This is a genomic window from Agrobacterium tumefaciens, assembly GCF_009649785.1.
GTDB classification, from domain to species: Bacteria; Pseudomonadota; Alphaproteobacteria; order Rhizobiales; family Rhizobiaceae; genus Agrobacterium; species Agrobacterium tumefaciens.
Genome location: NZ_WJOK01000003.1, coordinates 230,934 through 252,827 on the forward strand (window position 1 = coordinate 230,934; position 21,894 = coordinate 252,827).

At 58.9% G+C, this 21,894-nt stretch carries 22 protein-coding genes; 6 read left to right on the forward strand and 16 right to left on the reverse strand.

Features of this window, described 5'->3' with window-relative positions:
• Window positions 1-6: 6 nt before the first annotated feature.
• Window positions 7-1,005, forward strand: a complete 999-nt coding sequence (locus GH784_RS04835) for an ABC transporter ATP-binding protein (RefSeq protein ID WP_013761442.1) — start codon at window positions 7-9, stop codon at window positions 1,003-1,005.
• Between the two features lie 10 nt (window positions 1,006-1,015).
• Here the strand turns inward: GH784_RS04835 and GH784_RS04840 are convergent, their stop codons facing one another.
• The 9 genes from GH784_RS04840 to aztA form a co-directional block, all read right to left on the reverse strand.
• Window positions 1,016-2,092, reverse strand: a complete 1,077-nt coding sequence (locus GH784_RS04840) for an ABC transporter ATP-binding protein (RefSeq protein ID WP_025595914.1) — start codon at window positions 2,090-2,092, stop codon at window positions 1,016-1,018.
• A gap of 4 nt (window positions 2,093-2,096) precedes the next feature.
• Complete coding sequence (locus GH784_RS04845; protein WP_003510396.1) at window positions 2,097-2,927, reverse strand: carbohydrate ABC transporter permease; 831 nt, start codon at window positions 2,925-2,927, stop codon at window positions 2,097-2,099.
• 3 nt (window positions 2,928-2,930) lie between these two features.
• Window positions 2,931-3,875, reverse strand: coding sequence for a carbohydrate ABC transporter permease (locus GH784_RS04850; protein ID WP_003510618.1), 945 nt, complete (start codon window positions 3,873-3,875; stop codon window positions 2,931-2,933).
• Window positions 3,876-4,027: 152 nt separating this feature from the next.
• Window positions 4,028-5,287, reverse strand: a complete 1,260-nt coding sequence (locus tag GH784_RS04855) for an ABC transporter substrate-binding protein (protein ID WP_003510621.1) — start codon at window positions 5,285-5,287, stop codon at window positions 4,028-4,030.
• A 37-nt stretch (window positions 5,288-5,324) separates the two neighbouring features.
• A complete protein-coding gene (locus GH784_RS04860) occupies window positions 5,325-6,497 on the reverse strand; it encodes a PLP-dependent transferase (RefSeq protein WP_003510623.1) in 1,173 nt (390 codons plus the stop codon).
• Window positions 6,494-7,186: a FadR/GntR family transcriptional regulator gene (locus GH784_RS04865; RefSeq protein WP_003510624.1), complete on the reverse strand. Its 693-nt coding sequence runs from the start codon at window positions 7,184-7,186 to the stop codon at window positions 6,494-6,496. Before GH784_RS04865 ends, GH784_RS04860 begins: the two co-directional genes overlap by 4 nt.
• A 423-nt stretch (window positions 7,187-7,609) precedes the next feature.
• Window positions 7,610-8,593 (reverse strand): zinc ABC transporter substrate-binding protein AztC, encoded by a 984-nt coding sequence (aztC, locus tag GH784_RS04870; RefSeq protein ID WP_065661668.1) that lies wholly within the window; start codon window positions 8,591-8,593, stop codon window positions 7,610-7,612.
• 30 nt (window positions 8,594-8,623) lie between these two features.
• Window positions 8,624-9,490 carry a zinc ABC transporter permease AztB gene (aztB, locus tag GH784_RS04875; protein ID WP_003510628.1) on the reverse strand — a complete coding sequence of 289 codons (867 nt, stop codon included), beginning with the start codon at window positions 9,488-9,490 and terminating at the stop codon, window positions 8,624-8,626.
• Window positions 9,483-10,298, reverse strand: coding sequence for a zinc ABC transporter ATP-binding protein AztA (gene aztA / locus GH784_RS04880; protein WP_076845920.1), 816 nt, complete (start codon window positions 10,296-10,298; stop codon window positions 9,483-9,485). Before aztA ends, aztB begins: the two co-directional genes overlap by 8 nt.
• A gap of 358 nt (window positions 10,299-10,656) precedes the next feature.
• On the opposite strand from aztA, the gene zigA reads away from it, so the two are divergent.
• A complete protein-coding gene (gene zigA / locus GH784_RS04885; RefSeq protein ID WP_003510636.1) occupies window positions 10,657-11,862 on the forward strand; it encodes a zinc metallochaperone GTPase ZigA in 1,206 nt (401 codons plus the stop codon).
• Window positions 11,863-11,945: 83 nt separating this feature from the next.
• Here the strand turns inward: zigA and GH784_RS04890 are convergent, their stop codons facing one another.
• The 3 genes from GH784_RS04890 to GH784_RS04900 all read right to left on the reverse strand — a co-directional run bounded on the left by GH784_RS04890 (window position 11,946) and on the right by GH784_RS04900 (window position 13,859).
• The gene (locus GH784_RS04890) at window positions 11,946-12,383 is read right to left on the reverse strand and encodes a YqaA family protein (RefSeq protein WP_076845918.1); all 438 of its coding nucleotides are present in this window, start codon (window positions 12,381-12,383) and stop codon (window positions 11,946-11,948) included.
• 94 nt (window positions 12,384-12,477) lie between these two features.
• Complete coding sequence (locus GH784_RS04895) at window positions 12,478-12,756, reverse strand: hypothetical protein (protein ID WP_076845917.1); 279 nt, start codon at window positions 12,754-12,756, stop codon at window positions 12,478-12,480.
• Window positions 12,753-13,859 carry a CobW family GTP-binding protein gene (locus GH784_RS04900; protein ID WP_149915987.1) on the reverse strand — a complete coding sequence of 369 codons (1,107 nt, stop codon included), beginning with the start codon at window positions 13,857-13,859 and terminating at the stop codon, window positions 12,753-12,755. The genes GH784_RS04895 and GH784_RS04900 overlap by 4 nt, the downstream gene beginning before the upstream one ends.
• A gap of 355 nt (window positions 13,860-14,214) precedes the next feature.
• Between GH784_RS04900 and ugpB the strand changes: the two genes are divergently transcribed.
• From ugpB to GH784_RS04920, 4 genes are all read left to right on the forward strand, one after another.
• Window positions 14,215-15,525: a sn-glycerol-3-phosphate ABC transporter substrate-binding protein UgpB gene (gene ugpB, locus GH784_RS04905; protein ID WP_025595901.1), complete on the forward strand. Its 1,311-nt coding sequence runs from the start codon at window positions 14,215-14,217 to the stop codon at window positions 15,523-15,525.
• Window positions 15,526-15,593: 68 nt separating this feature from the next.
• Window positions 15,594-16,475, forward strand: a complete 882-nt coding sequence (gene ugpA, locus GH784_RS04910; RefSeq protein WP_003510646.1) for a sn-glycerol-3-phosphate ABC transporter permease UgpA — start codon at window positions 15,594-15,596, stop codon at window positions 16,473-16,475.
• Between the two features lie 10 nt (window positions 16,476-16,485).
• Window positions 16,486-17,334 (forward strand): sn-glycerol-3-phosphate ABC transporter permease UgpE, encoded by an 849-nt coding sequence (gene ugpE, locus GH784_RS04915; protein WP_003510648.1) that lies wholly within the window; start codon window positions 16,486-16,488, stop codon window positions 17,332-17,334.
• Window positions 17,334-18,395 carry a sn-glycerol-3-phosphate import ATP-binding protein UgpC gene (locus GH784_RS04920; RefSeq protein ID WP_013761452.1) on the forward strand — a complete coding sequence of 354 codons (1,062 nt, stop codon included), beginning with the start codon at window positions 17,334-17,336 and terminating at the stop codon, window positions 18,393-18,395. The genes ugpE and GH784_RS04920 overlap by 1 nt, the downstream gene beginning before the upstream one ends.
• 48 nt (window positions 18,396-18,443) lie before the next feature.
• On the opposite strand, the gene GH784_RS04925 is transcribed toward GH784_RS04920, so the two are convergent.
• The 4 genes from GH784_RS04925 to GH784_RS04940 all read right to left on the reverse strand — a co-directional run bounded on the left by GH784_RS04925 (window position 18,444) and on the right by GH784_RS04940 (window position 21,875).
• Window positions 18,444-18,887, reverse strand: a complete 444-nt coding sequence (locus GH784_RS04925; protein WP_003510652.1) for a glyoxalase superfamily protein — start codon at window positions 18,885-18,887, stop codon at window positions 18,444-18,446.
• Window positions 18,888-19,099: 212 nt separating this feature from the next.
• A complete protein-coding gene (locus GH784_RS04930) occupies window positions 19,100-19,798 on the reverse strand; it encodes an OmpW/AlkL family protein (protein ID WP_112492903.1) in 699 nt (232 codons plus the stop codon).
• A gap of 281 nt (window positions 19,799-20,079) precedes the next feature.
• Window positions 20,080-21,375 (reverse strand): MFS transporter, encoded by a 1,296-nt coding sequence (locus GH784_RS04935; RefSeq protein WP_111788571.1) that lies wholly within the window; start codon window positions 21,373-21,375, stop codon window positions 20,080-20,082.
• 98 nt (window positions 21,376-21,473) lie between these two features.
• A complete protein-coding gene (locus GH784_RS04940; RefSeq protein WP_003510658.1) occupies window positions 21,474-21,875 on the reverse strand; it encodes a MarR family winged helix-turn-helix transcriptional regulator in 402 nt (133 codons plus the stop codon).
• Window positions 21,876-21,894: the final 19 nt, after the last annotated feature.

Sequence of the window (21,894 nt, forward strand, 5' to 3'; positions counted from 1 at the left end):
ACAATAATGGGCAGCATTTCCCTTCAGAACGTGTCCAAGCTCTTCGGCGAGGCAAAAGTCATCCCGTCGATCGATCTCGATATCCATGACGGCGAGTTCGTCGTCTTCGTCGGCCCCTCCGGCTGCGGCAAGTCAACGCTGCTGCGCCTGATTGCCGGGCTGGAAGACGTCTCCGGCGGCAGAATAGTCATCGACGGCAACGACGCCACCGAAAAGGCCCCGGCCGAGCGCGGCCTTGCCATGGTGTTCCAGTCCTATGCGCTCTATCCGCATATGAGCGTCAGGAACAACATCGCCTTCCCGCTGAAGATGGCCAAGCTCGACAAGGCTGTCATCGACAAGAAGGTCGACGATGCCGCCCGCATCCTCAACCTCACCGATTATCTCGAACGCCGGCCCTCGCAACTGTCCGGCGGCCAGCGCCAGCGCGTGGCCATCGGCCGCGCCATCGTGCGCGAACCGAAGGCGTTCCTGTTTGACGAACCGCTCTCCAACCTCGATGCGGCGCTGCGCGGTACCATGCGGCTGGAAATCTCCGAGCTGCACAACACGCTGAAGACGACGATGATCTACGTCACCCACGACCAGGTGGAGGCCATGACCATGGCCGACAAGATCGTGGTCCTCAACCGCGGCAATATCGAGCAGGTCGGCTCGCCGATGGAGCTTTACCGCTCGCCCGCCAACCTCTTCGTCGCCGGCTTCATCGGCTCGCCGCGCATGAACCTGGTGACCGGCGACTACGCCCGGCAAAAGGGTGCGACCACCGCCGGCGTGCGGCCCGAGCACCTGACGCTGTCGAAAGAAACCGGCCTGTGGCAGGGCAAGGTCACGGTTGCCGAGCATCTCGGCTCCGACACCTTCCTCCACCTCGACGTCCCCGGCATCGGCCCCATCACTGCCAGAACCGACGGTGAATTCGAATGCAAACACGGCGATACCGTCTTCATCACACCAGATGATGCCAAAATCCACAGGTTCGATGACAAGGGCATCGCGATATGACGCCTTAAGTTCAGGCCTCGTCGATCCTGACACCGTTTCGGTCAAAAACATGAAGCCGTTCCTGCGGGAAACCGACCCGCATGGACTTGCCCGGCTGCAACAGCGCCCGATCAGACGAAAACAGCTTGAAGGGCAATCCATGCACGGTCAGGTGCAGGATGATGCCGAGACCCGTCGGCTCGACGAGATCGACGGTCGCCTCGACAGCACCATCCGCAGGCGAGACGGTGACATGTTCCGGCCGGATACCGAGTGTGACCGGCTCACCATCGGCAAGCTTCACGTCGCGGCCGAGTTCGAGGCGTGTGCCATCGCCGAGCACGACGAAACTACCGCCATTCTCACGCCCGAGCCGTCCTTCCAGAAAATTCATGCCCGGCGAACCGATAAAACCAGCGACGAACAGATTGGCTGGGCGATCGTAGAGATCGAGCGGTGCGCCGATCTGCTGCACATGGCCGGCATTCATCGCGACGATACGGGATGCTAGCGTCATCGCCTCGATCTGGTCATGGGTGACATAAACCGAGGTGGCGCCGAGATCAGCATGCATGCGCTTGATTTCGGCCCGCATCTGCTCGCGAAGCCGTGCATCGAGGTTGGAGAGTGGCTCATCGAACAGAAAAGCCTTAGGCTGGCGCACGATGGCCCTGCCCATGGCGACGCGCTGGCGCTGGCCGCCGGAAAGCGCTTTCGGACGGCGCGCCAGATAGGGATCGAGACCGAGTTTCGCCGAAGCACCGGCCACGGCCGCCGCGATTGTTTCCTTGGTGCTGCGGCGCAGGCGCAGGCTGTAGCTCATATTGTCGGCGACGCTCATATGCGGATAAAGCGCATAGGACTGGAACACCATGGCGATATCCCGGTCCTTCGGCTTGCGGTCGTTGACGCGCTCACCGTCGATGGTCAATTCGCCCGCTGAAATCTCCTCCAGACCGGCAATCATTCGCAGCAGTGTCGATTTTCCGCAGCCGGATGGGCCGACGAGGACGATGAATTCGCCGTCCTCGATCTTCAGATCGACCCCGTGCAGGACCGCAAGGTCGCCATAGGTCTTGCCGACATTCTTCAGCTCGATGGAAGCCATGGGATTATCCTTTCACCGCGCCGGCCGTCAGGCCCTGCACGAGATAACGTTGAATGAGCAGGAAGAAGAGACAGGCCGGAATGAGCGCCAGAACACCCGCCGCCATCATCTGCCCGAAATCGACGGAAAATTTTGAAACGAAGGTCAACAGCCCGACCGGGAATGTGGCGCTCTGGTTGCCCGAAATCAGCATCAGCGCAAACAGCAACTCGCTCCACGCGGCGGTGAAGACGAAGCCCAGCGTCGCGGCGATGCCCGGCAATGTCAGCGGCAGGATGATCTGGCGGAATGCCGTGAAGCGGCTTGCCCCGTCGATCATCGCCGCCTCTTCCAGATCCTTGGGAATACCGTCGAAGAATGACTGCATTAGGAAAGTGGCAAACGGCACGTTGAAGGCGGTGTAGACGATGACGAGACCCGTCAGGCTATTGGTGAGGCCGAGCGGCGACAGCATCTTGAAGATCGGCGCGACCAGCATGACCAGCGGAAACATCTGGGTAATCAGCATCAGCGCCACGATCCAGTATTTGCCCTTGAAGCGGAACCGCGACAGCGCATAACCGGACAGTGACGAGAGCACCGTAACGGCAAGTGCCGTGGAGCCGGCAACGATGACGCTGTTCTTAAAAAATGTCGGGAAGGCACTGTTTTCTATGACATATCGATAATGATCGAGCGTCGCGTGCGACGGCCACATTCGCACGCCTTCGCTATAAAGCAGGTCATTCGGCGTGACCGAGACCTTGAGCAGCCAGAACAGCGGAAACAGCGCAAAGACGATATAGGCGAGGATCGCCAGGCGATGGGCAAGGGTGAGGAATATCCTTGATGTCATCGGTCAGTCCTTCTCGATAAGGCGTTGGCGCAGGAGCACGATGAGCATGGAATAGGCCAGAAGCAGCACCAGAAGTACCAGCGCGATGGCCGAGGCATAACCGAAATCGAGCCGCCGGAAGGCCTGCGTGAAGATGTAGCTCGCAACGATCTGGGTGCGGTCTGCCGGTCCGCCATTGGTCATGACGATGATGAGATCGGCAAAATTGGCGATCCAGACGGTGCGCAGCAAAACGGTGATGGCGATGGTGGGTGCGAGAAATGGGAGGGTGATGGAGGTGAAGCGCTGCAACGGGTTTGCCCCGTCAATGGAAGCGGCCTCGTAAAGATCACGCGGGATCGCCTGAAGTGCGGCAAGCAATGTGATGGCGAAGAAAGGAATGCCCCACCAGACATTGGCGATGATCGGCCCCCACATGGCAAGCTGCGGATCGGCAAGAATATTGTTGGGCGCGGAGAGAAGCCCGAGCGAGACCATCCAGTGCGGCAGCGGTCCTATGACCGGATTGAACAGCCACGCCCAGTTGAGACCGGCAAGAAAGGTTGGCACGGCCCATGGAAGAAACACCAGCGCCTGGGCCAGCCCCCTGCCCGCGAACGGCTTGTCCAGCAGCAGCGCCAAAATGAGACCGAAGAAAAACTGCAGGAATACCGAAGCCCCCGTCCACCACAGCGTATTTTTCAGCGCCCGGTAAAAGGCCGCATCCTGCGACAGTGCCTCCAGATGTTTCAAGCCAACGAAACCGCCGGAAAAAGGATTGAGCAGCTGCACGTCACGAAACGCATAGGACAGGCCGAGCACCAGCGGCACCAGCATGACGGCAACAATGAGCACGAGAACCGGCGCACTATAGAGCCAGGGTTCGGCCCAGTCGGCAAAACGCTGCATTGCCGGCTTGCCGGCGCGGTTGCGCGCGGCCACGGGTCCGGCGCCATGGGCATAGGACATGATTGATCGCTCCTGATCGGACGGCGGGGCGGACAGGTTTTTCTAACGCTTCTGGCCAGCCGGTCCGCACGTTTTGAAATGGGGCCTGCCGTTTGTGACAGCCCGCAAGAACGGCCGCGCGGGTTCAAATCTCGCGCGGCCAACCGTGTGGTTTATTTGGAGGCGAGGAACTTCTGCTGCGCCTTCGTCATATAGTCAGCCCATTGCTTGGCGAGGTCTTCCGGTGAGATATCACCAAGAAGCGCTTCCTGCGATGTCTTGATAACAAGCGAATCCTTGAAGAATGCGAATTCCTCAAGATAGGTCGGCATCTTCGTCGGCACGGCGTTCTTGTCCGCCAGTTCGTCGAACCAGCCCTTGAACTGCTCGCTGGCGTAGAAGGGGTCCTTCTCCGCCGACTTGTGCACCGGCAGCGCACCCGTCTTCTTGTTCCACTCGATATTGCCTTCCGGCCCTTCCAGCGTCTCGACCAGTTTCCAGGAGAGGTCCTTGTTGGCGGATGCCGACATGATCGACCAGCCGGCGAAACCGATGGTCGGGAAGGTCTTGCCGTCAGGTCCCTTCGGCATGGTCATGACGCCGAAATCTTCCGGCTTCATGCGCTGGGCAATGGCGATAAGGGCGTCCGGATCCTGATCGAGGAAGGCGCAGGTGCCGGAATAAAAGCCCGCGACGATCTCGTTGAAGCCCCAGTTGACGCTGTCTTTCGGCGCCAACCCGTTCTTGTAGAGATCGATCACATAGGTCAGGCCCTTCACCCAGCCAGGGCTGTCAAAGGTGGAGGTGCCGTCCTTGGTGAAGAACTCGTTCGATCCCGCCATGGACGCGCCGAACATGACCCAGCCGTTAAGTCCGCCCGGCCCGCCACGCAGGCAATAACCGTATTTGCCGGGAAGTGCTGCGACCTTCTTGGAGGCATCGGCGAATTCGTCGAGCGTCTTCGGCGGCTCCTTCACGCCAGCCTGTTCCAGCAGTTTCTTGTTGTAGAACATGGCCCGGAGATAAAAGCCGTAGGGAAGCATATAGGCCGTGTTCTTCACATCACGGCCGAGTTCCAGCGTGCGTTCACTCAGACCCTTGGTGTATTCCCATTTGGCGAGGTAGGGTTCGAGACTTTCGAGCATGCCGTTATTGGCATAAAGCGAAAGCCAGGTGTCGGGCATTTCCATGACATCAGGCACATCTCCGGCGGAGACCATCGTGGCGAATTTCTGGAAGGCCTCGCTCCAGGGCAGCGAGATGATCTCCACCTTGGTGCCGGGATTGGCAGTTTCGAACTTCGAGACGATGCCCTTCAGCGTTTCCGTCCGTTCGGGACTTGTAATGACCTCGACCAGTTTCAAGGTCGTATCCGCCAGCGCCGTTCCGGTCATCAGGGCGGTGAAGATTGCTGCTGCTACCAGTTTTTTCATGTCGTTCTCCCCTTTTTGTCGTCAGTTTTGAGACGCGTCAGACGGCCGAGGCCGCCTTGATCGCGGGTTCGAGATCGTTCCAGAGCGCTTCTGTGCCCTCCAGTCCGACATGCAGGCGCACGGAACGCGCGCTGATGCCGAACGTGTGGGCGGAGTTTGGCTGCGCCTTCTGTTCAAGCACCACTTCACCCGGGACGATCAGGCTTTCATGCCCACCCCAGGAAACACCCAGTTTGAAAAGTTTGAGGCGGTCGGCAAAAGCGCGCACATCCACCCCTTCCTTGAAAATGAAGGAAAACAGGCCAGACGTACCGTTGAGGCCGGGCGGCAGGCGGTTCGCCAATCCAGGATGGCAAACCTTTTCCACCACATCGAGCGCCTGCAGGCGGCTGGCAATATCCAACGCCGATGCCTGATGCGCCCTCATGCGCAGCGGCAGGGTGCGCAAGCCGCGGATCAGCAACCACGCATCGAAGGGCGACATCTTGCCACCGAGATAGGGATAGGTCTCTGCACGAATGCGGTCGATCATTGCCTTTGAACCGGCAACCACGCCGGAGACCACATCGCTGTGCCCGCCGAGATACTTCGACGCCGAATGCACGACGAGATCGACACCGAGCGAGATCGGCTGCTGGAAGACAGGACTTGCCCAGGAATTATCGATGACGGTGACGGCGCCATGGCGCTTGCCGATCGCGGCGAGCGCACCGACATCATGGGCCTCCATCACCCAGCTGGTCGGGCTTTCCATGTAGAAGAGCTTCGCGCCGGGCATAGCCTTTTCAACCGCCGCCTCGTCGCGGCCGTCGACATAGACCACCTCGACATTCATGCGCTTCATGAAGGTGCCAAACAGGCGAAACGCATCGGGATAGACATGGCGCACCGCGACGATGCGGTCACCCGGCGAAACGAAGGAGAGAACGGTGGAGGAAATGGCCGACATGCCGCTGGCGAAGCCAAGCGCATCTTCCGCGCCCTCAAGCTTTGCCAGCATTTCCTCAAACATCCTGACGGTCGGGTTGAGCCCTCGCGTATAGACCGGCCGCACCTTTTCGCCGCGATAGGTGGAAACCATTTCGTCGTAGCTGGAAAAGGTGAAAAGCGAAGTCTGCACAAGCGGCGGGACCACAGCTTCGAAAGCGTGGGTCTCGTCATGGGCGACGATCAGAGAGGCGGGATCGAAGAGATCGTTGCCTTGGTTCATTTCGACATGTCCTTGATATCCTCCTCGACGACAGCGAGGATTTTCAGTGTTTCTTCACGGGCGGTCTCCGCATCGCCGGCGGCGATGGCGTTGAACAGCGTGCGGTGAAAAGGGAAGGAGCGGCTTGCAAAGTCCGGCCGGTCGAAAGGCTTCAGCCAGAAACGTTCGAAACCTTCGCGCATCTGCTCGAGCAGCTGCTTGAACAGCGAATTATGCGTGGCGTCATAGATGGAGAGGTGGAAGGCAAGGTCGGCCTTGCCGGACGTGCCTTCAGCCAGATGCACCCGCTCCATCTCATCGAGCCGCGCTTCCATCGTGGCGATATCCTCCACCGTGCGCCGGCGCGCCGCAGCCATCGAGGCCTCAACCTCGATGCCACGCCGGACTTCCAACGTCATCAACAACGCATCGCGCAGGCTTTCGGCATCGATGGAGATAGGCATATGCACGGTTGCGGCGGAAATCGGCTTAAGCAGATAATTGCCGCTGCCCTTGCGGCTGTCGATAACGCCCAGCGCCTGAAACTTACGGATGACCTCGCGAATGGTGGAACGGCCGACACCCAGCGCCACCATCAGCTCTCGCTCGGCCGGCAACCGATCTCCAGCCTTCAGTCCCGCCCTCTCGACGTAATCGGAGAGTGCCGCCTCGACCTGGCGCACACGGTCGCTGGGTGGAATAGGCTGCATTAGTTCGCGGCTGGATCTATCCAAGAGTTACCCTTTGAATTGGTCTGACATCTTACCATTTCAAACGGTCGGTCGATTGTCAACGGGGAACGCAAGCAGCCTAAACAGGGAGATCACATCCCTGTTGAACCGCGTATTCCGGGAAAAATAGAAGGAAATTAGAGATTTGGGCGTTGGTAACGCTGGAGAAGGCTTACCGGCTGGGCAAAATTTGCGAGACGGCACAATCGACCGTGGGGCCTAGGACAGAAGGAAAAAACTTCTCCTCCGTCGCGCTCGGGCCTATCGCGAGCATCTGCCAGCTATTGATTTTACGATACGTGACTGGATCCCCGGAACGGGCCCGAGGATGACATCGAGTGTGGGGATACGTTAGTCAGGTGTCTGAGGGTGGCTGGTGCCACCCTCGCCCGTTTTGTCTTCTTACTGGCTAAGCACGGCCGCCTTGATGGTATCGATGTTGTGGTTGACCATATCGATATAGGTTGCGGCCGGGCCGTCGGCTGTCGAGAGCGCGTCGGAATAAAGCGTTCCGCCAACTTTCAGGCCGGTTTCCTTGGCAATCTGGTCCATCAACCGCTTGTCGGTGATGTTTTCGACGAAGATCGCCGAGGCGTTGTCGTGCTTGATCTGATCCACCAGCTTGGCGACGTCGGCGGCAGACGCTTCGGAATCCGTCGAGATACCTTCCGGCGCCAGGAATTCGAGACCATAGGCATGCTCGAAATAACCGAAGGCATCATGTGAGGTGATGATGTTGCGTTTTTCCGGCGGAATGGCGGCGATCTCGGTCTTCACCTTCTCGTTCAAAGCCGCGAGCTTGGCGATATAGGCCTGTGAATTGGCGGTGTAAGTTGCGCAACCGGCCTTGTCGACCTCGCAAAATGCGCCGGCGATGTTCTTCACGTATATTTCCGCATTCTTGATTGACTGCCAGGCATGCGGATCGAATTCACCGTGATTGTGTCCCTCATGGTCATGCGCTTCCTCTGCCTTGTGGTCGTGACCCGCCTCTTCCTCGGCTTCCGGATGTGCGTGACCGGCTGGCTCGTCGGAAATCCTGAGGGGTTTCACGCCCTTGGTCAGTTCCACCACCGGCGCCTTTGTGCCGCTGGTATCGATCAGCCGCTTCAGGAAGCCTTCGAATGCAAGGCCGTTCACCAGCACAACATCCGCCTTGCTGACAGCAACGGCGTCGGCCGGGCGCGGCTCGTAGACATGCGCGTCGCCGTCAGGTCCGACGATCGTGGTGATTTCGACGCGGTTGCCGCCGACATTCTTCGCGAAGTCGGCAATGATCGAGAAGCTGGCCACGACCTTGAGTTCAGCCGCAGAAGCCTGCGCCATCAGGACCGGGGAAAGGGAGAGAAGGCTTACGCAGGTAGCAAGACGTAGGGTTTGGAACATGAAGGGTTCTCCTTTTTTCAAACGCTGTTTTCAGGCCGTTCTGTGACGACCGGAACCGAGAAGATCGCGAAGCACACCGCGTGTGCCGACGACGATGGACAGGACATAGATGACGCCTGCGGACAGGATGATCGCCGGACCTGATGGCAACGACGCGTGATAGGACAGAAGCAGGCCTGCAAAACACGAGACCATGCCGATGCCGATCGAGATGAAGCACATTGGCGCGACGCGATTGGACCAGAAGCGGCTGGCGGCAGCGGGCAGCATCATCAGGCCAACCGAAAGCAGGGTTCCGAGCGCCTGAAACCCGCCGACCAGATTGAGGACGACGATGGCGAGGAAGAGGAAGTGCACGGGGCTCCCCCAGTTGCTGACCGAGCGCAGAAACAGGGGATCGAGGCATTCCGCCAGCAGCGCGCGCCAGAAAACCATCATCACCGTCAGCGTTACGACGCAGATACCGCCGATGAGGCCGAGCGCTTCATTGTTCAGTGCCAGCACCGTGCCGAAAAGCACATGCATGAGATCGACACTGGAGCCGCGCCAGGAGACGAGCAGCACGCCGAGCGCCAGAGAAATGAGGTAAAAGGCTGCAAGCGAGGCGTCCTCCTTCTGGATGGTGAAGCGCGAAACCGCACCGGCACCCAGTGCCACCAGAAGACCGACGACCAGCCCGCCGATGGTCATCGGCAAAATCTCCAACCCGTAAAACAGAAAGCCCACCGCCGCCCCCGGCAAAATGGCGTGCGACATGGCATCACCCGTCAGGCTCATGCGGCGCAGCATCAGAAACACCCCGACCGGCCCGCAACTGACAGCAAGGATCAAGGCACCGGCAAGCGCACGCTGCATGAAGACATACTGGATGAATGGCTCGATGAAGAAATCAGACATGGATATGCGAATGCGCCTGCGGGTGTTTGGGGAAATCCTGCGGCTTTTCCGCCAGGTCGGCGTTCACCGTCGCTGCTGCGGGTTCGCACCATGGGGCGTCGCCGTCCCATGCCTCGTGAAACCGTCGTGCCTGCTGCATCATTTCGGGCCTTAGAACCTCCCGTGTCGGGCCAAAGCCCACCAACCGTCTGGCAAGCAGAAGTGTTTGTGGAAAATGCTGACGCACCAGCTCGTAGTCATGAAGAACGGCCAGAACCGTGCGCCCCTCGGCAACCCATGCTTTGATCAGCACCATGAGGTCGGCGACGGTGCGCTCATCGACAGCGTTGAAGGGCTCATCCAGCAAAATCAGTTGCGCATCCTGCAACATGGCGCGGGCAAAAAGGGCGCGTTGCATCTGGCCGCCGGAGAGTGAATCGATATTGCGTTTTTCAAAGCCAGAAAGTCCGACCGCTTCCAGCACATGGGCCATGGCCGCCCGGTCCGACTGGCGATGGCGAGCGAGCAGGCCGCGTTTGGGCCAGAGACCAAGCGCGACCAGATCGCGCACCTGTGCCGGAAAGGAACGGTCGAGTTCAGACTGCTGCGGTAGATAGGCGACGGAAACGCCTGGAGTAACCCGGCATTCACCGCCAAGTGGCTTCAAAATGCCGGCGACGCCCTTCATCAGCGTCGATTTTCCCGACCCATTGGCGCCGATCACCGCCGTGAGCGACCCTTTGGCAATATCGCCATCCAGATGATGCACCGCCGCGCGGCCGGCATATCCGAGTGTCAGATTTTTAAAGGCAAGGCACGGATCGTTCATCGATCCCTCCGGGGCATGATGTCATTTGATGACCCCCTCATATGTAATGTTATTACATTCGTCAAACGAATATGTAATGAAATAACATTAACTATCGGAAAGGTAGGTTCCATCTCACATTGGACGAAACCTCCAGGATCACCTCGGGGGTATGGTCGTGCCAGGTTCTGGATTCCCGGGACAAGCCGAAGGAAGCATCCGGCAAGCAATTTTTCTAAAGCCAGTTGACACGCTGCGCTTATGTAATGTTATTACGTTACAAGCAACAAGCGATGTGACCACTAGCCCCGTCGTTCTCTACCGCAAGTCGTGACGACGATGACTCCCACGCTACCACCGCTAATAAAACGAGGCCCGCATGTCGAAAAAACTTCCCGTCACTGTCCTCTCCGGCTTTCTTGGTGCCGGAAAAACAACGCTTCTCAACCATATTCTCGCCAACCGCGACGGTCTGCGGGTCGCGTTGATCGTTAACGACATGAGCGAGATCAATATCGATGCGGCACTTGTGCGAGATGGCGGCGCCAATCTTTCGCGCACCGAGGAACAGCTTGTGGAAATGACCAATGGCTGCATCTGTTGCACGCTGCGCGACGACCTTCTGAATGAGGTACGCGCGCTCGCCGAGCAGGGCCGGTTTGATTATCTGCTGATCGAATCCACCGGCATTGCCGAGCCGCTGCCAGTGGCCGCCACTTTCGATTTTCGCGATGAAAACGGTCGCAGCCTTTCCGATGTCGCGCATCTGGACACGATGGTGACGGTGGTGGATGCCGCCAATCTTCTCAACGACTACGGTTCCTCTGACTTTCTTGCCGACCGTGGTGAGACGGCGGGCGAAGGGGACAACCGAACCATCGTAGACCTCCTGGTCGAGCAGATCGAATTTGCCGATGTCGTCGTCCTCAACAAGATCGGCACTGCCACGCCGGATGAGCGGGACGCCGCCCGCAAGATCATCGTCGGGCTGAACCCGGATGCGAAACTCATTGAGGCCGATTTCGGCAAGGTGGAACTGAAGGAGGTGCTGGGCACCGGCCGCTTCGATTTCGCCAAGGCCGAAGAACACCCGCTGTGGTTCAAGGAGTTGCACGGTTTCAAGGACCACATTCCCGAGACCGAGGAATATGGCATCCGCTCCTTCGTTTACCGCGCCAGAAAGCCTTTCGATCCCGTGCTGTTCCAACGTTTTATCGACCGCGCCTGGCCCGGTGTGGTGCGCGCCAAAGGCTTCTTCTGGCTGGCCACGCGGCCAGCTTATGTCGGGGAGATAAGCCAGGCCGGCGCACTGGTGCGCACCGGCAAGATGGGCCTTTGGTGGTCCGCCGTGCCGAGCGAGCAATGGCCGCGCGAGCAGCAGTTCCTCGACATGATGAAGCCCTATCTCGACCCGGTCTTTGGCGACCGCCGGCAGGAAATCGTCTTCATCGGTTCCGATCCCATGAGCGAAGCGCGCATCCGCGCGCAGCTCGATGCGTGCCTGATCGACACAGATGCCTTCACCCCGGACGCATGGCGACACCTGCCCGACCCCTTCGCCAGCTGGGACCGGCAGGCGGCTTGATTGGTTCTCAACTCCGACCTTTTTGACGAGTGGATGCCTCTTTCGCCTTCTCCCCGTCGGGGAGAAGGTATCGGCAACGCAATTCAAAGAAAATTCAGCGTCACCAGCGTCAGCACGAGATAACGCCCAACCTTGGCAATGGTAACAAGCAGAAGAAAAACCGGCAGCGGCTCCTTCATGATGCCGGCCGCAACCGTCAGCGGATCGCCGATCAGCGGCGCCCAGCTGAGCAGCAGCGACCACTTGCCGTAACGCCTGTACCAGTTCTGGGCACGTTGCAGCGCGGCTTCCCCCACAGGAAACCACCGCCGATGCCGGAAGCGTTCGATGCCACGGCCGAGCAGCCAGTTGGCGAGGGATCCGGCGACATTGCCGGCACTGGCAACAGTAACCAACAGCCAGACCGGCTGGGACTTCAAAATAATCAGGCCGGCAAGTGCGGCCTCCGACTGCATGGGCAGGATGGTTGCCGCGACAAAAGCCGTCAGAAACAAACCCGCATATACCGCCAGATCGGCCATTCCGTACCCTTCACATTTAGCGAATCCCGCTGCTCCTGAAGTGCCGGATGACGGCACCTGTCGTCAAGCGCCACGGCGTTCGATACAGATGGCCTTACGGCGGATTGGCGGCGACGGATCTGACGATATCATCACGCTCTATATCCAGCAGCGCCTGGTGAACTGAGAATTGCCGGGTTTCGCCGGATGCGGACAAAACGAGGATTACCGTTTCCTTCGGCGGGCAATCCGGCTGTACGCAGGCAATCTCGTTGACGGAAACGATCTCGTCTTCGCGGAGGGCAAGCAGTTCCCGCGTCCAGTGTTTCACAAGACGGGCCTTAGAGACTATCGCAGAGCCGCTGCGTGCAAGCGGATTTGCTCTTGCCGTCATCGGAAAACCCTTCTTGCTGCCTGCGAGGCCAATGCCTCAAAAAGATCGCGGATCGGCTGCTGCGGCATATCCATGCCGATGAGGACAACACGTGTTGCACGGTTGCCATCCGGCCAGCTTTCCAGACGGCTCAGCGGATAAAGCCGGTGCTGCACGGCATGGGCGACCACTGGACGGTCCGGATCATCCGTCGCACCGAAAATTCCCTTGAGCCGCAGCAGGCCGGAATGCACGTTGCTGGTGACGAGTTCGAGAAAGGTGACGATCGCCTGCGGATCGAAAGCGCCTTCGAACGTCAAATCGAACGCCTCGACCCCCGCACCATGACGATTGATATCGTGCACGTGCGCCGCATGCAGGCTCAGCCTGTCGGCGGCAAGCCAACCCGTTACGTCTTCCGGCTTGTTACGCAAGGAATAATCCGCCGGCGCAAACAGCGACATCAGATTGAAGTCGCGCGCGTTGCGGTCATGCAGACGCGCGGCAGGATTGAGATCGGAGAGGCTCTCACAGCCCCTCGCCGCCCCGTCAGTGAGATCGGTTTTGGTCAAAACAATGTGATCGGCAAAGGCAAGCTGTTTCCAGCCCTCGATGAAACTGTCGAGCATCGCCTGGCCGGAGGTAATGTCGAAAACAGTAACGACACCGGAGAGATGAAAGTGGCGGGCGACGATATGGTCGCGCAGGCCGGCGGCAGGCGTACCACCGGGAATCAGGCTGTTGATGATCGGCGCAGGATCGGCAAGGCCAGTGGTTTCGATGACGACACGCGATATTTCCGGCACCAACCCTTCCAGAAAGGCCAGATGCAACTCGTAAAGCGAGGTGCGGATATCGCTGGTGGCGGTGCAGCAGATGCAGCCGGTCGTGGTCCTGAAATAACGCTCCGAACCGGTGCGGACCAAGCCGTGATCGATGGGCACCGAACCGAATTCGTTGACGATGACGGCGGCACCACGCATTTCCGGTTCGCTCAGAAGCTCGTTCAGAAGCGTGGTCTTGCCCGCCCCCAGAAAGCCGGTAAGCAGTGTGACAGGCACCGTTCCGGTGGATGGGGTGACGGACGAGACGTCTTCTGGTGCAACCGCCTTCTTCCGCTTCATTCCCAACACATCCGCACCTTCAAGCAGCAAATCTTGGAGAGATTTAATACGTAATGTAATAACATATCAATACTTCTTGTTAGAAATTGCTCTTGAACATGGCATCCGCAGACTGCTTCCGGTATCCCGTCCCGAGCCATGCCCACAAGCACACGAAAAAACCAAAGCGGACCCAAAATGGAATAATAAAACCGTTTCGTTCACTTTCGTTTTTTTCGTTCCACCATCTATTGCATTTTCATTAGAGTTCGCTTTAAATCAGGCCGCTAATACAGAAAAGCTCGCCCGCAGCTATATCGAGGAGGATAGGCTGCAATAAGGGGCTGTATCTTTTACTGTTTTTAAAATGGGAGGAATCGCCTTGAAAAAACTCAGCTACCGTCTTGCTGCGGCATCTGCGCTTTCGTTTTTTGTCACATCGAACGCATTCGCCGCGACGGAAATTCAGTGGTGGCATGCCATGACCGGCGCCAATAACGAGGTCGTGGACGCGCTCGCGAAAGAGTTCAACGATAGCCAGACAAACTACAAGATCATGCCCGTCTTCAAGGGCACCTATCCGGAAACCCTGAATGCCGGCATTGCGGCCTTCCGCGCCAAGCAGCCGCCGGCGATCATTCAGGTCTTCGACGCCGGTTCCGGCGTGATGATGGGTGCTGCCGGCGCAATCAAACCGGTGGCGGAAGTACTGAAGGAGGGCGGCTACACCTTCAACAAGGACGAATATCTGGCCGGCATCGTCGCCTATTATTCCAAGCCTGACGGCACCATGCTGTCCTTCCCCTATAATTCGTCCTCACCGATCCTGTATTACAACAAGGACACCTTCCAGAAGGCAGGCCTTGACCCGGCAAATCCGCCGAAGACCTGGCCGGAGGTTTTCGAAGCTGCCAAGAAGATCAAGACAAGCGGCGCTGCCCAATGCGGATTCACCTCAACATGGTTGACCTGGATCCAGACCGAAAACTTTGCCGCATGGAACAACGTCTCCTATGGCAGCAATGAAAACGGGCTGGGCGGCACCGATGTGAAGCTTGCCGTCAACGCGCCGCTCTTCGTCGAACACTTCCAGGCCATTGCCGACCTTGCGAAAGACGGCACCTTCCGTTACGGCGGGCGCACTTCGGAAGCCAAGCAGCTGTTCATGTCCGGCGAATGCGGCATCCTTACCGAATCCTCCGGCGGCCTTGGGGATATCATCAAGACCGGCATGAATTACGGTATCGGCCAGCTTCCCTATTACGAGGGTCATGGTCCGCAGAACACCATTCCCGGTGGCGCGAGCCTCTGGGTCTTCGGCGGCAAGAGCGATGCCGAATATAAAGGTGTGGCCGAGTTCTTCCATTTCCTTTCCCAGACCAAGATCCAGTCTCGTCTGCATCAGGTCTCCGGATACATGCCGGTAACGATCGCGGCCTATGAGGAAACCAAGAAATCCGGCTTCTATGACAAGAATCCCGGCCGCGAAACGCCACTTCTGCAGATGATGGGCAAGCCACCGACAGAAAACTCCAAGGGCGTGCGCCTCGTGAACCTGCCGCAGGTCCGCGACATCATGAACGAAGAGTTCGAGGCGATGCTGGCCGGCAAGCAGGACGCGAAATCCGCACTCGACAAGATTGTCACGCGCGGTGATGCGGCCATCAAGCAGGCAACCGGCAACTAAACGATCCCTGCCCCCGCCCGCATCCTCACCCGGTGCGGGCGGTATTCCCATTTCATCAGGAGATCGCCGTGCAAAGCGTCGTATTCCCCAACAAGATCCTGCCCTATCTGCTGGTCGCGCCACAGATCATCCTGACGGTGATCTTTTTCTTCTGGCCCGCAAGTCAGGCGCTCTACCAGTCGACCATGCGCGAGGATGCCTTCGGGCTGAACAGCAATTTCGTCGGGCTGGCCAATTTTTCCGCCGTACTTTCGGATGAAAGCTATCTGAACGCGCTGCACGTCACGGTCATTTTCAGCGTCCTGACCGCACTCGTCTCGATGGGGCTGGCATTGCTTCTGGCAACGGCGGCAGACCGCGTGGTGCGCGGCAAGGGTTTTTACCGCACCATGATGATCATGCCCTATGCTGTGGCACCCGCCGTCGCTGGCATGCTCTGGCTGTTCATGTTCAATCCGGCCATGGGAACCTTCTCCTATATCCTGCGCCGCAACGGCATCATGTGGGACCCGCTGCTCAACGGCAATCAGGCCATGCTGCTCGTGGTCGCAGCCGCCGCATGGAAGCAGATCAGCTACAATTTCCTGTTTTTTGTCGCAGGCTTGCAGGCAATTCCGAAATCATTGCTGGAGGCGGCCTCCATTGACGGCGCACGCGGTTCGCGGCGCTTCTGGACCATCGTTTTCCCGCTGCTGGCGCCGACAACATTCTTCCTGCTGGTCGTCAACACCGTCTATGCCTTCTTCGATACGTTCGGCATCATCCACGCAGTTACTGGCGGCGGCCCTGCCAAGGCGACAGAAACACTGGTCTACAAGGTCTACAATGATGGCTTCGTTAACCTGAACCTCGGCTCTTCCGCCGCGCAATCCGTCATCCTGATGGTGATCGTCATTGCGTTGACCGCCTTCCAGTTCCGCTTCGTCGAGAAGCGCGTGCACTACGGCTGAGGATTTCCTGATGATTGAAAATCGCCCGGTCGCCCGCGTGATCGCCCATCTGATGCTGGTTCTCGGCATCATCATCGTGGCCTTCCCGATCTACTACACCTTCATCGCGTCATCCATGACGTCGAATGACATCATTCGCCCACCGATGTCGCTGCTGCCCGGCGACCATCTTGGTGAAAACTATACAGATGCCATGGTCGGCGGCGTCGAAAGAGTGGTCGGCGTCAGCCTTGAACGGCTGCTGTTCAACAGCTTCGTGGTGGCGCTCGCCATTGCCATCGGCAAGATCGTCATTTCTTTCCTGTCGGCTTTCGCAATCGTATTTTTCCGTTTTCCATTTCGCATGGGCTTCTTCTGGATGATCTTCATCACGCTCATGCTGCCGGTCGAGGTGCGCATCCTGCCCACATACAAGGTCATCGTCGACCTCGGGCTTATCGATACCTATGCGGGACTGACGCTTCCGCTGATGGCGTCCGCGACGGCGACGTTCCTGTTCCGGCAGTTTTTCCTGACCATTCCCGGCGAAATGGTCGAGGCGGCTCGTATCGACAATGCAGGGCCGTTCCGCTTCATGCGCGATATTCTGCTGCCGCTGTCGAAAACCAATATCGCCGCTCTCTTCGTGATCCTGTTCATCTATGGCTGGACCCAGTATCTCTGGCCGCTGCTCGTGACCAACGACGCCAAGATGAACACGATCATCATCGGCCTCAAGCGCATGGTGGATTTCACCGACGCTTCGACGCCCTGGAATTATGTGATGGTGACGGCGATCCTCGCCATCATCCCCCCGATTATCGTTGTGGTGCTGATGCAGCGCTGGTTCGTCAAAGGTTTGGTGGAGACCGAGAAGTAATGGCAAAAATTGCGCTGAAAGACGTCCGCAAGGTTTACGGCGGCAATGTCGACGCCATCAAGGGCGTATCGATGGATATAGCCGATGGCGAGATGATCGTATTGGTCGGCCCCTCCGGCTGCGGAAAATCAACATTGCTGCGCATGATCGCCGGGCTGGAAAGCATATCGGGCGGTGAGATCGTCATCGGCGACCGCGTCGTCAACGATCTCGAACCGTCAGACCGAGATATTGCCATGGTGTTCCAGAACTACGCGCTTTACCCGCATATGACGGTGCGGCAGAACCTCGCCTATGGCCTCAAGAACCGCAACACGCCGAAGGACGAGATCGACCGGCGTATCACCGAGGCAGCCAAGGCGCTGGAAATCGAACAATATCTGGAGCGCAGGCCGCGCCAGCTCTCGGGTGGCCAGCGCCAGCGCGTGGCGATGGGCCGTGCCATCGTGCGCAAGCCCGCCGCATTCCTGTTCGATGAGCCGCTGTCCAACCTCGATGCCAAGCTGCGCGTGCAGATGCGCGTCGAAATCCGCCGCCTGCAACGTTCTCTCGCCACCACCAGCGTCTACGTAACCCATGATCAGATGGAAGCCATGACGCTGGCCGACCGCCTCGTGGTGCTGAATGCCGGCCGCATCGAGCAGATCGGCACTCCGATCGAGCTTTACGAAAAACCGGCCACCACCTTCGTCGCCACCTTCATCGGTTCGCCCTCCATGAACCTCCTGCCCTACGGCACCCCATCGGCTAACGGTGCATCCGGGTGGTCGGTGAATGGATCAGGCGCGCTGCCGCAAACCACCGCAACACTGGGCATCCGTCCGGAAGACATCACGCTCGCGGAAACAGAAGCTCCCGATGCCGCTTTCACTGGCACCGTGCGGGTGGACGCCGTGGAACTGGTGGGCGCGGAAAGCTACGTGCATGGCTCCTTCACAGACGGCACCACCATCGTCTTCCGCGTTCCCGGCCGCTCGCAGCTTGGTATCGGCGAGAACCTGCGGATTGCCGCCCAGACGAAGGACTTCCATCTGTTCGATGCGGCGGGGAAGCGGATTTAGGGTCTTACGAAGGACAAGGAGACACCCGCCTCTCGGCGGGTGCTCGGACTACCAGACCAGCTCAACCTGTGGCCTACCGTTGGAGGTTTTCTCCACCGTGCGTCCGGACGTATCGATATTGCAGTGGATACGCTGCCTGAAAGCCGAGAAGCTTTCGAAGGTCACCACATCCACGGGATCGTCGAGATGCAGGGTCAGCCGGTAGCGTTCCGGGTCGCCGCCTAGCGTTTGCACGCCCAGAACGGAGGCCACGAAGGGCTGGCCTAGATAGAGGCCTTCCACCCGCGAACCAAGAAGATAGGGATTGAATGCGGGACGGTTTCCCGCCGTGGCATGCAGGGTGTTCCAGTCGCGGAAGCCATATTGCGCGGCGATGAGTTCAAGCGCCTTTGAATGGGTGATTGCCTGCCCCTGCCCTTCAAGGGCTGCGCGCAGCCGTTTTGCCTGCTCTTTCAATCCCTCAAGCGCGGGAAGCGGTTTGGACACGTTCATAACGGTTCTCCAACATGCGCATGCCGTATTTTTCCGAAGGGGTCCGCGTTGCCATCGACGACATGCAAAACATGGGGATGACCGTTATTCCAAAAAGAGCTTCACCAAGGGCGTAAACGCCTGCGGACGGCCGGGGCTCTTCTGCCCGTGGCCGTCCATATAGCTCAGAAAGCGCCGCCCGTCAAAGGCAGCGACGGCGCGAGGCCAAGGGGTCAGAAGCGATAGGTGATACCCGCACCGATCAACCAGGGATCGAGTTTCGCTTTGCCACTGATTGGCGTGCCGCCAAGTTCTGCGGTCCAGTCGGTCTTCAGGAAAATCTTCTTCACGTCGAAGTTCACGCCCCAATGTTCGTCCAGCATATAGTCGAAACCCACCTGCACGGCCGCGCCGAACTTGTTCTTGACATCAAGATTGCTGAAGCCGGTTTTTTCGGACTGGTTGTAGAACATCGAATAGTTCACGCCCGCGCCGATATAGGGCTTGAAGGCGCCGAAATCAGTAAAGTGATATTGCAGGGTCAGCGTCGGCGGCAGCAACCATGTCTTGCCCACCGGCGTGCCGGCCAGCACACCCTCGCCGTTGATCTTGGCGTATGTGGTGCCGAGGATGAGTTCGGCAGCGATATTCGGGGTGAAGAAATAGCTGATGTCGAGTTCAGGAATGACCGTATCCGAATAGGAGAGACCTGCACCCGGCACACCGTCAACGCTGCCGCTGTCATGGGTAATGACCCCGAGACCACGCACGCGCAGCATCCATGGGCTCGCCGCCGCAATCGCCTCTTCAGCGGTGGGGGCTGGTGCCGGCGGGGCCAGATCTGCCGCCATCGCGTTGGCCGACATCAGCATCGCCGCGACGCTCACCGTCACACTGGCAAGCAAGGCGGTTTTTTTCTTCCTGTTCGTCATTCCATCTCTCCTATCGCGCGCCGCAGCCGGGCAAGCCCGGGAAACCGGCTGATGGCGGCGGGCATTCGCGAATCCTCGCTTGCCGCAGCCGCTACGGCCACTATCGCCAAGGGAGAGGTGAGCGGATTGAGATGGATCAAACCGAAAGGCGAACGATAAGCCAGGGCAGCTAGCCGGTGCTTGGTGTGACAAATACGCAACGGATAGCCATGACAACGGTCAAAATAGCGGGCCCGGCAGTCGGAAGTTGGCCTGTTTCACAAGCCTTCTCCTTTGCAATCTCAGGCGGCCTGCGGTGCCAAAGTCGCGGAACCAGGCTTTTTGAGAAGCAGTACCGAGACAGCAGCGATCATGCACATCACGCCGGCAATCTGCAGTGCGGGCATGTATGTGTCGAAGTCGCTCTTGAAGAAACCTGCGCCAAAGGCAGCGGTGGCGGCCCCCAACTGATGCCCCGCAAACACCCAGCCGAAAACCAGGCCCGCTTTTTCGCGGCCGAAACTCTCAGCGGCAAGCTTCACCGTTGGCGGCACGGTTGCCACCCAGTCCAGCCCGTAAAACACGGCGAAGACCGAAAGCTCCACGAAGCTGAAGCCCGAGAAGGAGAGATAGATCAGGGACAGCCCGCGCAGACCGTAAAACCAGAAGAGCAGGAAGCGATTGTCGAAACGGTCAGAGAGCCAGCCGGCAAAAATGGTGCCGAAGAAATCGAAAATGCCGATCACCGCCAGCGTGCCGGCCGCCGTGACCGCCGCCATACCGAAATCACCGCAAATGGAAATCCAGTGTGTCTGGATAAGGCCGTTGGTGGAAAGTCCACAGACGAAGAACGTTCCGAAAAGCACCCAGAAAACCGGGTTTCCGGACACGCTCTTCAACGTCAGTATCGGGGATGCCAGTGTTGCAAGAAACTTGTGGTCCTGTTTCGGCGGTTTTACCACCACCGTCTCGCCATAGGCTGGCAGGCCGACATCGGCGGGATGGTCACGCATCAAGAGCAGCACGAGAATCATGGCGATCGCAATCACCGCAACGGATAGCGTCAGCGCGGTGCGCCAGCCATAGGCCTCCGTCAGTGCCGCGAGCAAAGGCAGAAAAACCAGCTGGCCGGTGGCGTTACTGGCCGTCATCAGGCCGATCACCAGTCCCCGGCGCTTTGAAAACCAGCGCGATGCCACGGTCGCGCCCAGCACCAGTGCCGTCATGCCGGTGCCAACACCGATCACCACGCCCCATAACAGCAACAGCTGCCACACCTCAGTCATGAAGAACGAGGCGACGATGCCGCCCATGATCAGCGCAAGGGCCGTCGACACGACCTGGCGAATACCGAAATGGTTCATGAAGGCAGCGGCAAAGGGCCCGAGCAGGCCGAAGAGCACCAGCCTGACCGCCATGGCAGATGAAATATCGGCAATGTCCCAGCCGAACTCCTGATGCAGCGGCTGGATCATCACCCCGGCCGATCCCATCGCGCCGGCGGTTGCCAGCATCGTCAAAAAGGTGGTTGCGGCAACAAGCCAGCCATAATGTATGTTTCTGTTGGCCATCCAGCTGGCAAGGCGTGTGGAGAGCATGTTCAAAATCCCTTTCCAGCGGCCAGCGGCCAGCGGCCGAAATTTTACGGGTATATACCCTATATTGCGGGCAGATACCCGTTTTATCATCAAAAAAATTACAGGGCTGCGAGTAGTTCCTGCAATTGAGCGGTCTTTTCCGGGCCAAGCCTGGCCTCGATTTCGTCCTGTACTCCGTCCCAGAGGGGCGCGCCTGTTTTCAGTATCTCCTGCCCCTGCTCCGTCACGGTCAGCATCGCTTCGCGCTGATCCTCGCCATGGCCGATGGCCACCAGCCCCATCCGGGCCAGCACCTTGGTATTGCGGCCAACGGTAGAGCGGTCCAGTTCCACCCGCGCGGCGAGATCGGTGAGCGACACCGGCGCCATGCGGTTGATGTTCCGCAACAGGCTGAACTGGCCGATATTGACGCCAAGCGGCGCCAGCGCCTCATCGTAGTAGGACGAGACCTTACGGGATGCTTTGCGCAGCAGGATGCAGTGACAACTATCGTTTGGCATTTTTCGGGTATATACCCGC

Coding starts and splice junctions, on each gene's coding strand:
- GH784_RS04835 (WP_013761442.1), top strand. CDS start 7: ATGGGCAGCATTTCCCTTCAGAACGTGTCCAAGCTCTTCGGCGAGGCA.
- GH784_RS04840 (WP_025595914.1), bottom strand. CDS start 2,092: ATGGCTTCCATCGAGCTGAAGAATGTCGGCAAGACCTATGGCGACCTT.
- GH784_RS04845 (WP_003510396.1), bottom strand. CDS start 2,927: ATGACATCAAGGATATTCCTCACCCTTGCCCATCGCCTGGCGATCCTC.
- GH784_RS04850 (WP_003510618.1), bottom strand. CDS start 3,875: ATGTCCTATGCCCATGGCGCCGGACCCGTGGCCGCGCGCAACCGCGCC.
- GH784_RS04855 (WP_003510621.1), bottom strand. CDS start 5,287: ATGAAAAAACTGGTAGCAGCAGCAATCTTCACCGCCCTGATGACCGGA.
- GH784_RS04860 (WP_003510623.1), bottom strand. CDS start 6,497: ATGAACCAAGGCAACGATCTCTTCGATCCCGCCTCTCTGATCGTCGCC.
- GH784_RS04865 (WP_003510624.1), bottom strand. CDS start 7,186: ATGCAGCCTATTCCACCCAGCGACCGTGTGCGCCAGGTCGAGGCGGCA.
- aztC (WP_065661668.1), bottom strand. CDS start 8,593: ATGTTCCAAACCCTACGTCTTGCTACCTGCGTAAGCCTTCTCTCCCTT.
- aztB (WP_003510628.1), bottom strand. CDS start 9,490: ATGTCTGATTTCTTCATCGAGCCATTCATCCAGTATGTCTTCATGCAG.
- aztA (WP_076845920.1), bottom strand. CDS start 10,298: ATGAACGATCCGTGCCTTGCCTTTAAAAATCTGACACTCGGATATGCC.
- zigA (WP_003510636.1), top strand. CDS start 10,657: ATGTCGAAAAAACTTCCCGTCACTGTCCTCTCCGGCTTTCTTGGTGCC.
- GH784_RS04890 (WP_076845918.1), bottom strand. CDS start 12,383: ATGGCCGATCTGGCGGTATATGCGGGTTTGTTTCTGACGGCTTTTGTC.
- GH784_RS04895 (WP_076845917.1), bottom strand. CDS start 12,756: ATGACGGCAAGAGCAAATCCGCTTGCACGCAGCGGCTCTGCGATAGTC.
- GH784_RS04900 (WP_149915987.1), bottom strand. CDS start 13,859: ATGAAGCGGAAGAAGGCGGTTGCACCAGAAGACGTCTCGTCCGTCACC.
- ugpE (WP_003510648.1), top strand. CDS start 16,486: ATGATTGAAAATCGCCCGGTCGCCCGCGTGATCGCCCATCTGATGCTG.
- GH784_RS04920 (WP_013761452.1), top strand. CDS start 17,334: ATGGCAAAAATTGCGCTGAAAGACGTCCGCAAGGTTTACGGCGGCAAT.
- GH784_RS04925 (WP_003510652.1), bottom strand. CDS start 18,887: ATGAACGTGTCCAAACCGCTTCCCGCGCTTGAGGGATTGAAAGAGCAG.
- GH784_RS04930 (WP_112492903.1), bottom strand. CDS start 19,798: ATGACGAACAGGAAGAAAAAAACCGCCTTGCTTGCCAGTGTGACGGTG.
- GH784_RS04935 (WP_111788571.1), bottom strand. CDS start 21,375: ATGCTCTCCACACGCCTTGCCAGCTGGATGGCCAACAGAAACATACAT.
- GH784_RS04940 (WP_003510658.1), bottom strand. CDS start 21,875: ATGCCAAACGATAGTTGTCACTGCATCCTGCTGCGCAAAGCATCCCGT.